The following is a 12,745-nucleotide window of genomic DNA, read 5'->3' on the forward strand; positions in this document are numbered from 1 at the left end:
CCCGTTGCGTCCCCTATCCGCAGTGGGTTGGGCGGGGGCTTTTTTACTTAACCGTAATGTGAGCCTCGACGCGGACGATCAAGATATTCGTCATCGTTTACTGAATCATCGTTCGCATGAACGATCTGTAGCGGTGGCGGCTTAAAGGCGACGGCCAATAACTGTTGTGCCCATTCACTTGGCGCCGCCGACGCCTCTGAAAACAGCGATTGCTGAGGCAAAGTGAATGTTTGCTGAAATGATTGAAAAGATATCTGCGCATTATCCCCCGGGACGTTCATCGCCACATTGGCCGGCGTATTCAACATCCTGTACTGCACACGCGTCTGCGCTTCCGAGATTTCCATGACGTTACCCATCGCGGTACTGGCTGCACCGAGTAATTGGGCCGCGGGATGGGCTGCATGCATCAACAGTTGTCCACCGGTCTTGAAGGTCTTCGCCACAGCATCGCGCCTGCCGGCAAGAACCTGCGGGTCTTCGGTCGGACTGTTGAAGGCAACCGACATCGGGCCCATTATCCGACTGGTGTTCTGCTCCCCGATAATCTTGCTCATGCCCGCAGAGAGCAGCTCACCGGAGTGATAAAGAATGGGCCCTGATGGCGATGCGGTCTGTGTTCTGACCGCCGCCCTCACATGGGCTTCATGGGTATTGAGCAGAGAGTCGCTTTTGGCTCCCAGCTTTGCCAATTCATCGGGAATGGCCTTACGGTAGGCCTGTACTTTGGGGTCATTACTGGCTTCAAAATAGTTTCGCACCGGCTGCATTCCGGCAGCTTGCAGCGGATTGACCAGTTTTTGCTCGGCAAGCTCGTGATAAACCCGATCACCGTTTTTGTTGCCTGGCTTGCGCCCGTCCCCGTCGGTATACACGATGGGGTTGTTGCGCATTGCCCGATAACGGTTATGCCCGTCTATGGCACCGGCAGGATCAGGATTCAACCAGCGTTGCAACCACGGCATGTAATAACGGAAACCATAGTAGTACAGACCCGTTGCATCGCGCTCCTTGCCCGAGTAACGCACGGTTTTGTAACTGATGTCGCTTTCCTCACTCCACGCGGTCGCACCGAATGGATAGAAATGCTCGCGGCTGATCAGTTGCGCATCTGCCGTCAGTTCCAGACTGATCGATCCCAGATGATCATTGAAACTGTAGCGATACTGATCGTTAACGCCTGCCGGCGGCGGGCTCTCCCAGTGCAGGACGCGAATACTGTTCAGGCCGGTCTGCACCGTGATGACCTGTAATGCCTCACCGGTGCCGCTGTCCGTGCGCAATTCCAGTGCTGGCAGATAACGCACCTGCGAGACCACGCTACGAGCATGGGTCTGCAACGTACGCATCTTGCTCACGCGCTCGCCGTTACCGTTGTAGAAAAATATTTCACCATCATCCGCGCGCGTATCGCGCCGCACTGCCGTCACCGATTGCAGCTGATTACGTAGATTCCACTGCAACCGCCGCCCTTGGTCCAGCAGCAGTAAATTGCCGCGAGCGTCGAATGCAGCGGCAATCTCTACCTCATCGGGCGGCACGCCATTACGCCACGGCAGGCAACAATTACTGTAGCGGGCAGCCTGCAGATCATGACCTGGGCTTTGTGCCCCCACGTGGATCAACTTGAGCAAATTGCCGCCAGCGTCATAACGGTAACGTTGCGAGTAATTGGCGATCTCTGTCGGGCCGCCATCACCCGCCCCCGCCTCCCAGCCGCTGGCCTCGCTCAGCTGGTAGAGGCTGTCGTAGGTGAAGCGGCTGATCGGTTCGATACGCTGGTTGGCGAAGTAGCGCACGGGCAGCGCCCGGTCTTCGATGCTCAGCACATTGCCTGTCCGGTCGTATTGGTACAGCAGATGCTGCAAGACCACGCCCTGAGCGGTTTCGGCGTGACGCATCATCAGACGCCCATCCTCTTGACGGTAGGTCAGCGTTGTCAGCACGCCATTGCCTGCCAGTTCCTGCGTGACCTGCCCTTCTGCGTTGTAGTGAATATCGCTGACCATCGCCCGCCGCTTGGTCGGATGGTTCAACTGCAGGTGGCGAGCGCGCAAGCGTCCATCGAGGGTCAGCACACTGTCATGTCGGTTACCCTTCGCATCGATCTGCTCGAGCACCGCACCGAGGGGCCCGAAACGCCAATGAGTCATTGCGCCCTCACCGGGTTCGAGCAAACGCTGGCGCTCATCGATTGGCTCAGGCCAGTCCGGGGAGACGGCTTCAAGAGTGAAATGCCGGGTATTTTCAACGTTCTCCCCAGTGATCGCGAAGGCTTCGAACAGCACGTTTCCCGCCGGGTCATCGTGACGAATCAATTGGCCAAGCTGATTACGCGCCTGATCGGCATCACCCGGCTGACCATATCCAAAACGCTCAGCGCAACGGCGTGGTTGCAGCTCGCCAGCTTCGAACACCGCCGTCGGCCGCAGTAACAGGTCATGCACAATGTCCCGGCGGGTGCCTCGGCTGTCCCAATCCATCAATGTCTCTGAACCCAGACCGAACAGACTGATCTGCACCCCGGCGTCGACGTTGTTCGAGCGCAGAACCTGCCCGTTCAATGTGTAAACCGCGCTCAGGTTTGGCGGTGCCAGCGGATCATCGCTTTGCTGCGCCCATAATCGCGGGTCCCACTGTGTCACTGCGCGACCTGCCGCGTCGTGAGCCGTGCGATGGATGCGCGGTTCAGGTGCCAGATTAGCGTCGCAACGCCAGTAATCGACCCTGCGAACGGCCAGCCCGCGTGGATCGTTCACTGCCAGCACCGGTGTTTTGCTGAACATGCCCATGTAACTCACCCTGCACGATAACCGCGTCCTCTGCGCCTGCAATGATCTGAGCAGACGCGTAGAGATGTGCCTACTGTCAGAAATTACAGTTCCGACCAACGGTTAAATCCCGTGCGCAACGAATGTCCATTCCGCTGGGCCTTCGGTAGGATGGTGCGCACGAACTCACGGAGCGTTCCAACATGTTCATCGGCATTCTGCTGGTCATCACCTGGTTGATCCTGCTGTTGCGCTACCCGGCCAAGGCCTTGCCGGTTTCAGTGGCGGCGGCGATTGGCCTGGGTTTTGTGGCCATGTGGGTGGTGTGGCTGGACAACCGCGAGATCAAACAACTGGCGCGCCTTGAGATGCGTATCGCTTACGCTCCGGAGCAATGCCCGGCCGATCGTCCGCTGCAACTGAAAATGAAAAACGCCAACGACGTGCCCCTGACCGAACTGCGCTGGCGCATCGCAGCCTATGCGCCGGGCGATACGGTTAATCTGGCCGACAACCAATACACCGCGCCACGCTATCGTGGCCCCGGCGAACTGCAGGCCGGCGGCGACTGGGAAGACTGCCTGCCCATGCCGCCGCTGCGCCCCGGTTATCGCCCGCAAACCCTGGAGTTTCGCGCCGAGCGCTTGCAGGGTAGTTTCTCCGACTGATCCTCCCTTCCCCACTTTTTTGCACAAGGAATGCGCCATGCCCGTTGCGTTGATTACCGGTTGTTCCAGCGGCATCGGCCGCGCCCTCGCCGATGCGTTCAAAGTCGCTGGTTTCGAAGTCTGGGCCAGTGCGCGCAAGGCTGAAGACCTGGCGTTACTGGCGTCTGCCGGGTTCACCGCCGTGCAACTCGACGTCAATGACAGCGCGGCGCTGGAGCAACTTGGCGAGCGGATCAACCAGCAACACGGCGGCCTCGATGTGCTGATCAACAACGCGGGGTACGGCGCCATGGGGCCGCTGCTCGATGGCGGCGTTGCGGCGATGCAACGGCAGTTCGAAACCAATGTGTTTTCGATCGTTGGCGTCACCCGCGCGCTGTTCCCGGTGCTGCGCCGGGCCAAAGGATTGGTGGTGAATATCGGCAGTGTTTCCGGCGTATTGGTCACACCGTTTGCCGGTGCTTACTGCGCCTCGAAAGCAGCGGTACATGCCTTGAGCGATGCGCTGCGCATGGAACTGGCACCGTTCGGTATTCGCGTGATGGAAGTGCAGCCGGGGGCGATCCAGTCGAGTTTTGCCAAGAACGCCGGGCATGAAGCCGAGCAGGTGATCAATGAACAATCTCCATGGTTTCCGCTGCGTGAGGGCATTCGCGCGCGGGCCAAGGCGTCGCAGGACAAGCCGACGCCGGCCAACGAGTTTGCCGCTGAGTTACTCAAGGCTGTGCAGCAGAGCAGGCCGCCACGGTTGATCCGCATTGGTAACGGCAGCCGCGCGTTGCCGTTGCTGGCGACGTTGTTGCCCAAGGGCTTGCTGGAATCGACGTTGATGAAGCGCTTCGGGCTGCGCGAGCGGCTCTGAGACCGCGCCGACGCCATCGCGAGCAGGCCCACTCCTACAGGGGATCTTCGGTGTGACACAGATCCGATGCAGGAGTGAGCCTGCTCGCGATGCAGACGACTCGGTCCATCAGTTATCCACAGCGCTCTGATCCACCACGACCGTGCAAGTAATCCCCGCAGCCAGCAACACTCCCTCCGGTACTTCATCAATGTGAATCCTTACCGGCACTCGCTGCGCCAACCGCACCCAGTTGAACGTCGGATTCACATCGGCGATCAGTTCGCGGCTCTCCGGGTTGTCGCGGTCGTAGATGCCGCGCGAAATACTTTCCACATGGCCCTTGAGCACTTCGCCGCTCATCAACTGCATGTCGGCTTTGTCACCCACTTTGACGTGGGGCAGTTTGGTCTCTTCGAAGAAGCCATAGACCCAGAACGAGTTCATGTCGACGACGGCCATTTTCGCCTCGCCGATGCGCGCGTAGTCACCGCGATGCACGTTGAGGTTGGTCACATAACCGTCGACCGCCGCGCGCACTTCGGTGCGTTTGAGGTTGAGTTCGGCGGCCTCCAGTTGCGCTTGCGCATGTTGGTAATCGGCCAGCGCGGCGTCGGCGATATTGCTGGCGTCGTCGCGGTTTTCCTTAGAGATCACCAGGTTGTCGAGGTCGGCACGGCGGTGGGCGTTGACCTTGCGCATCTCCCAGGTCGACTTGCGCGAAGCCACCAGCGACTGCGCCTGTTTGACCGCGATGCGGTAGTGCTCCGGGTCGATCTGCATGAGCAAGTCGCCCTTCTTCACCAGTTGGTTGTCGCGCACCGGCACATCGATGACTTCACCGGTAACGTCGGCGGCGACATTGATGATGTCGGCACGCACCCGGCCATCGCGGGTCCACGGCGTGTTCATGTAGTGCTCCCACAACGTGCGGCCGATCCACAGCGCCAGGGCAAGCACCAGCAGGGTCGCGAGCAGGCTGAAAAACTTTTTCATCAAGATAGTCTCAACGGTAGACAGTCAGCGCCATGGCGCCGAACAGACAGGTAAACAGACTCAAACGCAACAGCGCCGGGTGCCAGAAGAAGCGGTACAGATCAAACCCGGACAGGAATCGATCCACCGCCCAGGCCAGTGCCGCAGCGATGAAAAACATCAAGGTCATGGTCGGCATGTACACGCCGTGGAAGGCGATTTCACGAGGCATGGGCAAGTCCTTCGGGCTTGGCGACGGCGTAGGCAGCGAGAGGTGATTGCGGGTCGAGCAGCGAAGTGCGGATGAAGTGCAGATAGCTCTTCACCCGACGCAACGCCGAGGTGTCGAAGTGTGGGGCGAACGGTTCGTCAGTGGCCGCTACGCGACTGATCGCATGGTCGACCGCGACCAGTGCGCGTTCGAGATTGCTGGAGTTCGGTTGCAGAAACAGCCGCACCAGCGCGCGGCCCATCACGCGGATCGCCTGGCGCCACGGCTGCGATTCGGCATAGGCCGGGTGCACCGGCAAAATCGCCTGCTCCTTGCGCAACTCGATGATCGCGTGACCGACTTCGAGCACCACAAACATCCAGCGCAGCAGACTTTTCTGCACCTTCGGCTGACCCGCCGCGAGCCCGTAGGCCTGATGCAGCAAATCTCGGGTGCGGCTCTCGAAACTCGAGGCCAGACCTTTGAGTTTGCCGCTGATCGCGTAGACCACTTGGCCGCGCAGATCCTGCTCCAGGCGCTTCCACAGCCAGCGACTGTTCGGCGGCAGAATAATCGCCCCGGCAGCGGCACAGACCAGCATGCCCATGACCATGGCGATGTAGTCGTTGATGAAGGTGTAAGGGTTGTAGATCGTCAGGTTGTCCGGCACCGAACCGGTACTGAAGAAGATCAACAAACCGAGGCCGACACCGGCGAATTGCGGACGTGATGTGAGGAACGAGCCGAGCACGATCACCGGCGCGAGCATCACGCACAGCAGTGGAAAACCGTCGATCCACGGGAAGATGAAAAACATCTCGACGAAGCCGATCAGCGCGCCGAGCAAGGTGCCGCAAGCCATTTGGAATGCCATGCGTTTCGGATTTGGTGTGGCGGCGGAGAGGCCCACGGTGGCAGCGGCGATCAGGGTCATGGTCGCGCCGCTTGGCCATGCGGTGGCAACCCAGTAACTGCCCAGCACGATGAGAATGAACGAAGCGCGAATGCCCGACGCAGCGGCGGCCCACCAGTTGGTTTGCGGGGTGAAAGGTTCGTCCCAGCGCTCGCGTTCGTGGCGGTGATCGGCCAGGGAAGCGTGGGTCTGTGCATAACTGTGCAGATCGTCGACGAAGCGGTAGAGCAATTCGTAGGCGGTGTGGAAATCCAGTTGTTCGGCGTCGCTTGGATCGGTGTCCTGAAAGATCGCACGCAGGCTGCGCACGCGGGCGGGCAAGCCTTCCTTGTAGCTCGCCAATGCCGTCGCCAAACGGCCGGCATCAGGGCTGGTCAGGGCGCGGCCACTGAAGCCGTCGAGCACTTCGGCCAAGTCCTGCAAGCCCGGTCTGATAGCTGCAACAACGTGCTCTTCACCGTTGCCGCGCAAGCGTTCGAGCAATTGGTGCAGGGCGTTGAAGCGCGTGGTGATGCCCATGAACTCGCTGTTCAAGCGGCTCAGGCGACCATTGCGCCGACGCATGTGCGGGTCTTCGAACACGGTGACGCTGCGCAAGCCTTCAAGGCCCACGGCTTCAGCGATAAAGCGCACGTTGCTGGCTTCGAAGGCGTCCGCTTTGCTACGTCCGCGCAGGCCATCGGTGACGAACAGCGCAAATACACCGAAGCGCTGATACAAGGCGTTGCGCATGGCCGCGCTGGCGGTTTGCGGGAGGATCGCGGCGCTGATCAGCGTCGAGCAGAGAATCCCCAGCGAGATCTCCAGCACTCGCCACACTGCTGCCATGAACGCGCCGTCCGGGTGCGCCAGCGCCGGTAATCCGACCATCGCTGCGGTGTAACCGGCGAGGACAAAACCGTAGGCGCGGAAGTTGCGGCAACGTGCGGCGCCGGCCGAGCAGATGCCGACCCAGATCGCCAGCGAGCCGAGGAACAGTTCAGTGTTCTGCGCAAACAACGCGATCAGCGTGACCATCATCGCCGACCCGGCCAGCGTCCCGAGGAAGCGATAGAAACTCTTGGCAAACACCTGGCCGCTCTGCGGCTGCATGACGATGAACACGGTGATCATCGCCGTGCGCGGTTGCGGCAATTCCAGGCGCATGGCCAGCCACAGGGTGAGGAACGCGGCGAGCAACACCTTGAAGATATAGACCCAGGTCACGCCATCGCTGCGCGCCCAGTCGAAAAAACCACGGCGCCATTCCAGGGAGTAGAGCCAGCGTAGAGGTGCGGGCAAGGGAGTCATGAGTTCTGCTCAAAAAAATCGGGTCGGACCGGGACCCTGTGGGAGCGAGCTTGCTCGCGAATGCGGTGAGTCAGTCAACCAATGTGCTGGCTGACACGCCCTCTTCGCGAGCAAGCTCGCTCCCACAGGTTGTGTGTTCAACGCAGGAGCGCCGGGGTTTTCGGCGCTTGGGTTTTCTCGGCCGTCGGCACGTCGTTGCCGGCACCCAGCCCTCCACCCAGCGCAGTCACCAGTTCGGCATGTGCACTGAGCCGCGCCGCCTGCACCTGCTGCTGCACCTGCTGCTGTTTGAACAGCAAGGTCTGCGCATTGAGCACGTTGAGGTAGTCGGTAAGGCCGCGCTGGTAAGCGATCATCGCGATGTCGTAAGTCTTCTGCGCCGTGGCCACCGACTCGGCGGCAAAACCCTGCTGCTTGTCCATCGACTCACGGCGGATCAACTGGTCGGAGATGTTCTTCAGCGCATTCACCAGCGTCTGGTTGTAATGCGCCACGGCAATGTCATAACCGGCGGAAGCCTCGCCCAATTCGGAGCGCAAACGCCCTCCGTCAAAGATCGGCAGCGAGATCGCCGGGCCGACGTTGTAGTTGAGTTTCTTGCCGGTCAAAAACTCCAGCGCGCCACCGCCGGTGGCCATGTAGCCGAGGCTGCCGACCAGATCGACGTTGGGGTAAAAACCGGCGTGCGCCACATCGATACCGCGCGCCTGCGCCGCGACCTGCCAGCGACTGGCGACCACATCCGGACGCTGGCCGAGCAGTTCGGCGGGCAATGCCGACGGCAGTTTCAGCGCAGCACCGAGGGACAGCGTCGGACGCTGCAACAGCGCCCCCTCCCCCGGCCCTTTACCCGCCAGCGCTGCAAGTTGATTGCGACTGAGGGCAATCTCCTCATCCAGTGCATCGATTTGCCGATGGGTTTCCGGCAACGGTGTTTCCGCCTGACTGACTTCGAAGTGCGTGCCGATCCCGCCGTTCAAACGTTTCTGCGCCAGATCGAGAATCTGCTGTTGCTGTTTGAGCGTCGCCGCGACGATGTCGCGTTGCGCGTAATGCAGCGACAGTTCGATGTAGGCGCGGACGATGTTGTTCTGCAATTCCAGCTGCGCCAGTCGCGCCTCAGCGGCGCTCATGTGCGCCAGATCCACCGCCCGCTCACTGGCATTGCTTTCACGACCCCAGAGGTCGAGCGCGTAGCTGAAACCCAGCGCGGCGTTGTTGTCCCAGGTGGTGGTGTTGGCCAGCTCGCCGGGGCCATAGAACTGATCGGTCGGCCAGTTGTGGCGTTTGAGGGTCGACTCGCCGTTGATCTGCAACGACTCGGCGGCTTCGGCGACACCGGCCATGGCTTTGGCCTGGCGCACTCGCGCGGCGGCCATGGCCATGGTCGGGCTACCTTGCACGGCGAGGTCGATCCAGCGATTGAGTTGCGGGTCACCGTAGGCTTGCCACCATTGCGCGGTGGGCCAATTGGCGTCACGGGCGGCATGGGCGATGGCGTCGTCGGTGGCCAGTGAATTGGCTTCCAATGCCTTGCCCTGCGGGGCAATTCCTTCGGTTGAGATGCAGCCGCCAAGACCCAGGGTAAAAGCCAGAACACTGAGCGGCAAAAGCGCTCTGTTGATGCGACGCGGCACAGCTGCGAATTCCTGAGAGAGGGGTAGATCGAGGACCCGTGCAGGAGCTGCCGCAGGCTGCGATCTTTTGATCTTGATTCCCTTAAAACAAAATCAAAAGATCGCAGCCTTCGGCAGCGCCTACCGGGATCGGCGCAATTCTAGGGGGCGCCCTCAATGGCGATAAGCTGGGAATTCTGTGAATCTTTGTTACGGTTAACGAGATAATCCCTTGGTCGGGGGTCTCGCCCCTGAAACTTCGTGTCACAATTTGCCATCTCCCTTGAGAGCACCCCATGGACACTTTGCAAAACATGCGCGCCTTCAGTTGCGTGGCCGAAGCCGGCAGCTTCACCGCCGCCGCCGTGCAACTCGACACCACCACCGCCAACGTTTCGCGCGCGGTCTCCAACCTGGAAGCCCACCTGCAAACCCGCTTGCTCAACCGCACCACCCGGCGCATCGCCCTCACCGAGGCAGGCAAACGCTACCTGCTGCGCTGCGAGCAGATTCTCGCCTACGTCGAAGAGGCCGAAGCCGAGGCCAGCGACGCCCACGCGCGCCCGGCCGGGCAATTGAAAGTGCACACCATGACCGGCATCGGTCAGCACTTCGTCATCGACGCGATCGCCCGCTACCGCAAGACCCACCCGGACGTGACCTTCGACCTGACCCTGGCCAACCGCGTACCGGACCTGCTCGACGAGGGCTACGACGTGTCCATCGTGCTCGCCAGCGAACTGCCGGACTCCGGCTTCGTCTCGCAACGCCTGGGCATCACCTACAGCATCGTCTGCGCCTCGCCGGCCTACGTGAAAGCCAACGGCGCCGCGCAAAAACCCAGCGACCTGCTCAACCACGCCTGCCTGCGCCTGGTCAGCCCGGTGATCCCCCTGGAGAAATGGGCCTTCGACGGCCCGGAAGGCCAGGAAATGGTCACCATCAACAGCTCGCCATTTTTGGTGAACTCCGCCGACGCGATGAAAACCGCGATCACCAGCGGCATGGGTGTTGGCGTGTTGCCGGTGTATGCGGCGATCGAAGGTTTGCGTAACGGCACACTGGTGCGGGTCATGCCGAACTACCGCTCGCAAGAACTGAACCTGTATGCGATCTACCCGTCGCGGCAATATCTGGATGCGAAGATCAAGACATGGGTTGAGTATTTGCGCGGGTCATTGCCGGAAATTCTCGCGGCGCATCAGGCGGAATTGGCCGCTTACGAATTAAGCGGCAGCCTCGCCGGCGCGCGCGTCGCCAACTGATTTTCAACACACCACGAAACCTGTAGGAGCTGCCGCAGGCTGCGATCTTTTGATCTTGATGTTTAAAAACCAACAGATCGCGGCCTACGGCAGAGCCTACAGAAACGGGTATTTCACGGATGTTTCCGACAGGTTTTGACGGTTGCCCGTCGGAAGTGCGCTGGCTAGGATTTGGGTGTCGCTGACGCATCAGCGACCGGGTCTGGAAAACCCGCAGGATCACAGCACATGACATAATGCCGCGCTTTTTCGGCGCCGAAGTTTTGTTATGGCGGCTGTACGTGGGAGACCTTCGGGTCTGCCGGGTTTGATCCTTTGCCGGTTTTTCCAGTCCGCGTACAGCTGCCACCCCTTTCGCCTGGAAAACGAAACATGGCAGCTCCATTTTCTTAAAAGGATATTTGCCATGATCAAACACAGTCCCAATCCGCCCGAAGCGGAGAACACCACCCCCTACGAATTCCCCGGCTCAAAGAAATTCCACGAAGCCGCCGAACGCGCCCTCGATCACTACCTCAAACCCAACGCACTCACCCTGCGCTTCCACAAACCCAGCACCATGTTCCAGGTCGCCCCCGAACAGGACAGCGAAAGCCTGCTGGTCCACGCCTGCGAATCACTGGCACAAGCCAGCCTGATGACCAGCGACATCGCAGCCTACATCGACCTGCCGCAACGACGGACGATTCTGGCGATTCAGCAGATCATCATGCTCGCCGAACTGGCCGTGAACCGCGTGCTGGATAACCACGAAATCCCCCAATCCCCGGCACACAACTAAAAGCCCCTCACCCTAACCCTCTCCCAAAGGGAGAGGGGACTGACCGAGGTGTTTGCGAGAAGTACGCCGACGTGCGATACCGAGTCGCACTCAGATTTTGAAAGGCTCACAAATCGGCTCCCTCTCCCTTGAATGATGCCGGATGACGGCCTGACACAATTAAGCATTGTCCAATGGCCGCAAACCTGAAGTGGGCAATCAAGTTCCAAAAATCATCTTCCGATTAATTTTTAATAGCCAATCGATATAGGAGACCTGTCAGATCTGACAGTGCCCATTTTATCGCTTTAGCCGAACAATGGATGTCGTCACACCAACCTAGCCTTGAAGGAGCAAGACATGTCCATTAAAGATCTGGAACTCGACAAACTTAAGAAATCAGGTGAAGGCACTGTAATTGCCAAACTAAACAAAGAATATGTCACCGACAAGTTCGAAGGAAAACCCGACCATTTTATTACCGATAACAAGATAGTCGCGCTAAAAGCAACTTACCAAAAATCCTCTACCACCTCATTCACTATCAATCTCACTTTTGACGCAAACATTAAGCCTGGAAGGCATGAATTCAGCACGAAGCACTTTCCCTCTCCATTCAGATTTTCATATACGTCAGGCTCACATACAAAAGGCTATACAAGCGCAAAAAATGCAGGGTTTATTGTTGTAGAAGAGTTCAACATTGCCAAAGGCATTTTCAAGGCAGCCTTCAACTTCAGTTTTGTAGATTTCGACACAAATGAGCTGCATCAAGTTCATGATGGTCAGATTGATGTCGAAGGACTTGAAACTATCGAGGTGTAAAGGTAGGTCGCAAAGTCTGACCCAAGTGCAGGCACAAGCAGGTATCAGCCAATGTTGATACCGCTTCCCCAAAGCCACCGTGTTTCAGATCTCCCCCGAACAGTACAGCGAAAGCCTGCTGGTCCACGCCTGCGAATCACTGGCACAAGCCAGCCTGATGACCAGCGACATCGCCGCCTACATCGACCTGCCGCAACGATGGACGATCCTGGCGATTCAGCAGATCATCATGCTTGCCGAACTGGCCGTGAACCGCGTGCTGGATAACCACGAAATCCCCCAATCCCCGGCACACAACTAAAAGCCCCTCACCCTAGCCCTCTCCCGGAGGGAGAGGGGACTGATTGAGGTGTTTGGGGGAAGTACGCCGACGTGCGCTACCGCGTTGATCTCAGGCTTAGAAAAGCACACAAATCGGCTCCCTCTCCCTCGGGAGAGGGCTGGGGTGAGGGGCAAATCCACCACAAATCCAAAGCCGACCACGCCCCGCTCTTCACCACTCAATAGGCCGAGTGTCAGCTCGCCTGCTCTTGATCTTGATCTTGATCTTGATCCACGGGCGACGTCGGAAGGCTGAGTGGAGGGATTAATCCGGGGGTGGGAGCGCAGC

General features: G+C 59.4%; 10 protein-coding genes and 1 pseudogene. 6 read left to right on the forward strand and 5 right to left on the reverse strand.

What is annotated here, in order from left to right; genetic code table 11:
* Positions 1 to 47: 47 nt before the first annotated feature.
* Positions 48 to 2,792, reverse strand: coding sequence for an RHS repeat domain-containing protein (locus FGA82_RS23530; protein ID WP_249384279.1), 2,745 nt, complete (start codon positions 2,790 to 2,792; stop codon positions 48 to 50).
* Between the two features lie 182 nt (positions 2,793 to 2,974).
* Here FGA82_RS23530 and FGA82_RS23535 point away from each other — a divergent pair, with 182 nt between their 5' ends.
* Together FGA82_RS23535 and FGA82_RS23540 are read left to right on the forward strand one after the other, a co-directional pair.
* Positions 2,975 to 3,439: a hypothetical protein gene (locus FGA82_RS23535; protein ID WP_007914096.1), complete on the forward strand. Its 465-nt coding sequence runs from the start codon at positions 2,975 to 2,977 to the stop codon at positions 3,437 to 3,439.
* Positions 3,440 to 3,476: 37 nt separating this feature from the next.
* The gene (locus FGA82_RS23540; protein WP_141128932.1) at positions 3,477 to 4,301 is read left to right on the forward strand and encodes an SDR family oxidoreductase; all 825 of its coding nucleotides are present in this window, start codon (positions 3,477 to 3,479) and stop codon (positions 4,299 to 4,301) included.
* A gap of 108 nt (positions 4,302 to 4,409) precedes the next feature.
* Here FGA82_RS23540 and FGA82_RS23545 read toward each other — a convergent pair whose 3' ends face one another.
* From FGA82_RS23545 to FGA82_RS23565, 4 genes are all read right to left on the reverse strand, one after another.
* Positions 4,410 to 5,276 (reverse strand): efflux RND transporter periplasmic adaptor subunit, encoded by an 867-nt coding sequence (locus FGA82_RS23545; RefSeq protein ID WP_141128933.1) that lies wholly within the window; start codon positions 5,274 to 5,276, stop codon positions 4,410 to 4,412.
* Positions 5,277 to 5,286: 10 nt separating this feature from the next.
* Positions 5,287 to 5,487 carry a DUF1656 domain-containing protein gene (locus FGA82_RS23550; RefSeq protein WP_007914106.1) on the reverse strand — a complete coding sequence of 67 codons (201 nt, stop codon included), beginning with the start codon at positions 5,485 to 5,487 and terminating at the stop codon, positions 5,287 to 5,289.
* Positions 5,477 to 7,669: an FUSC family protein gene (locus tag FGA82_RS23555; RefSeq protein WP_141128934.1), complete on the reverse strand. Its 2,193-nt coding sequence runs from the start codon at positions 7,667 to 7,669 to the stop codon at positions 5,477 to 5,479. Before FGA82_RS23555 ends, FGA82_RS23550 begins: the two co-directional genes overlap by 11 nt.
* 137 nt (positions 7,670 to 7,806) lie before the next feature.
* Positions 7,807 to 9,306: an efflux transporter outer membrane subunit gene (locus tag FGA82_RS23565; protein WP_141128935.1), complete on the reverse strand. Its 1,500-nt coding sequence runs from the start codon at positions 9,304 to 9,306 to the stop codon at positions 7,807 to 7,809.
* A 275-nt stretch (positions 9,307 to 9,581) separates the two neighbouring features.
* On the opposite strand from FGA82_RS23565, the gene FGA82_RS23570 reads away from it, so the two are divergent.
* From FGA82_RS23570 to FGA82_RS23585, 4 genes and pseudogenes are all read left to right on the forward strand, one after another.
* Positions 9,582 to 10,550, forward strand: coding sequence for a LysR family transcriptional regulator (locus FGA82_RS23570; protein WP_007914118.1), 969 nt, complete (start codon positions 9,582 to 9,584; stop codon positions 10,548 to 10,550).
* A 406-nt stretch (positions 10,551 to 10,956) separates the two neighbouring features.
* Positions 10,957 to 11,331 (forward strand): DUF6124 family protein, encoded by a 375-nt coding sequence (locus FGA82_RS23575; protein WP_141128936.1) that lies wholly within the window; start codon positions 10,957 to 10,959, stop codon positions 11,329 to 11,331.
* A 339-nt stretch (positions 11,332 to 11,670) separates the two neighbouring features.
* Positions 11,671 to 12,135: a hypothetical protein gene (locus tag FGA82_RS23580; protein ID WP_141128937.1), complete on the forward strand. Its 465-nt coding sequence runs from the start codon at positions 11,671 to 11,673 to the stop codon at positions 12,133 to 12,135.
* A 79-nt stretch (positions 12,136 to 12,214) separates the two neighbouring features.
* A pseudogene (locus FGA82_RS23585) lies at positions 12,215 to 12,436 on the forward strand (DUF6124 family protein); the annotation flags it as partial.
* Between the last annotated feature and the right edge of the window lie 309 nt (positions 12,437 to 12,745).

This window comes from Pseudomonas fluorescens (assembly GCF_005938625.1).
Classification (GTDB): Bacteria; Pseudomonadota; Gammaproteobacteria; order Pseudomonadales; family Pseudomonadaceae; genus Aquipseudomonas; species Aquipseudomonas fluorescens_BD.

Excerpts from the sequence above, each read along its gene's own strand:
- FGA82_RS23530 (WP_249384279.1), bottom strand. The coding sequence starts at position 2,792 with ATGGGCATGTTCAGCAAAACACCGGTGCTGGCAGTGAACGATCCACGC.
- FGA82_RS23535 (WP_007914096.1), top strand. The coding sequence starts at position 2,975 with ATGTTCATCGGCATTCTGCTGGTCATCACCTGGTTGATCCTGCTGTTG.
- FGA82_RS23540 (WP_141128932.1), top strand. The coding sequence starts at position 3,477 with ATGCCCGTTGCGTTGATTACCGGTTGTTCCAGCGGCATCGGCCGCGCC.
- FGA82_RS23545 (WP_141128933.1), bottom strand. The coding sequence starts at position 5,276 with ATGAAAAAGTTTTTCAGCCTGCTCGCGACCCTGCTGGTGCTTGCCCTG.
- FGA82_RS23550 (WP_007914106.1), bottom strand. The coding sequence starts at position 5,487 with ATGCCTCGTGAAATCGCCTTCCACGGCGTGTACATGCCGACCATGACC.
- FGA82_RS23555 (WP_141128934.1), bottom strand. The coding sequence starts at position 7,669 with ATGACTCCCTTGCCCGCACCTCTACGCTGGCTCTACTCCCTGGAATGG.
- FGA82_RS23570 (WP_007914118.1), top strand. The coding sequence starts at position 9,582 with ATGGACACTTTGCAAAACATGCGCGCCTTCAGTTGCGTGGCCGAAGCC.
- FGA82_RS23575 (WP_141128936.1), top strand. The coding sequence starts at position 10,957 with ATGATCAAACACAGTCCCAATCCGCCCGAAGCGGAGAACACCACCCCC.
- FGA82_RS23580 (WP_141128937.1), top strand. The coding sequence starts at position 11,671 with ATGTCCATTAAAGATCTGGAACTCGACAAACTTAAGAAATCAGGTGAA.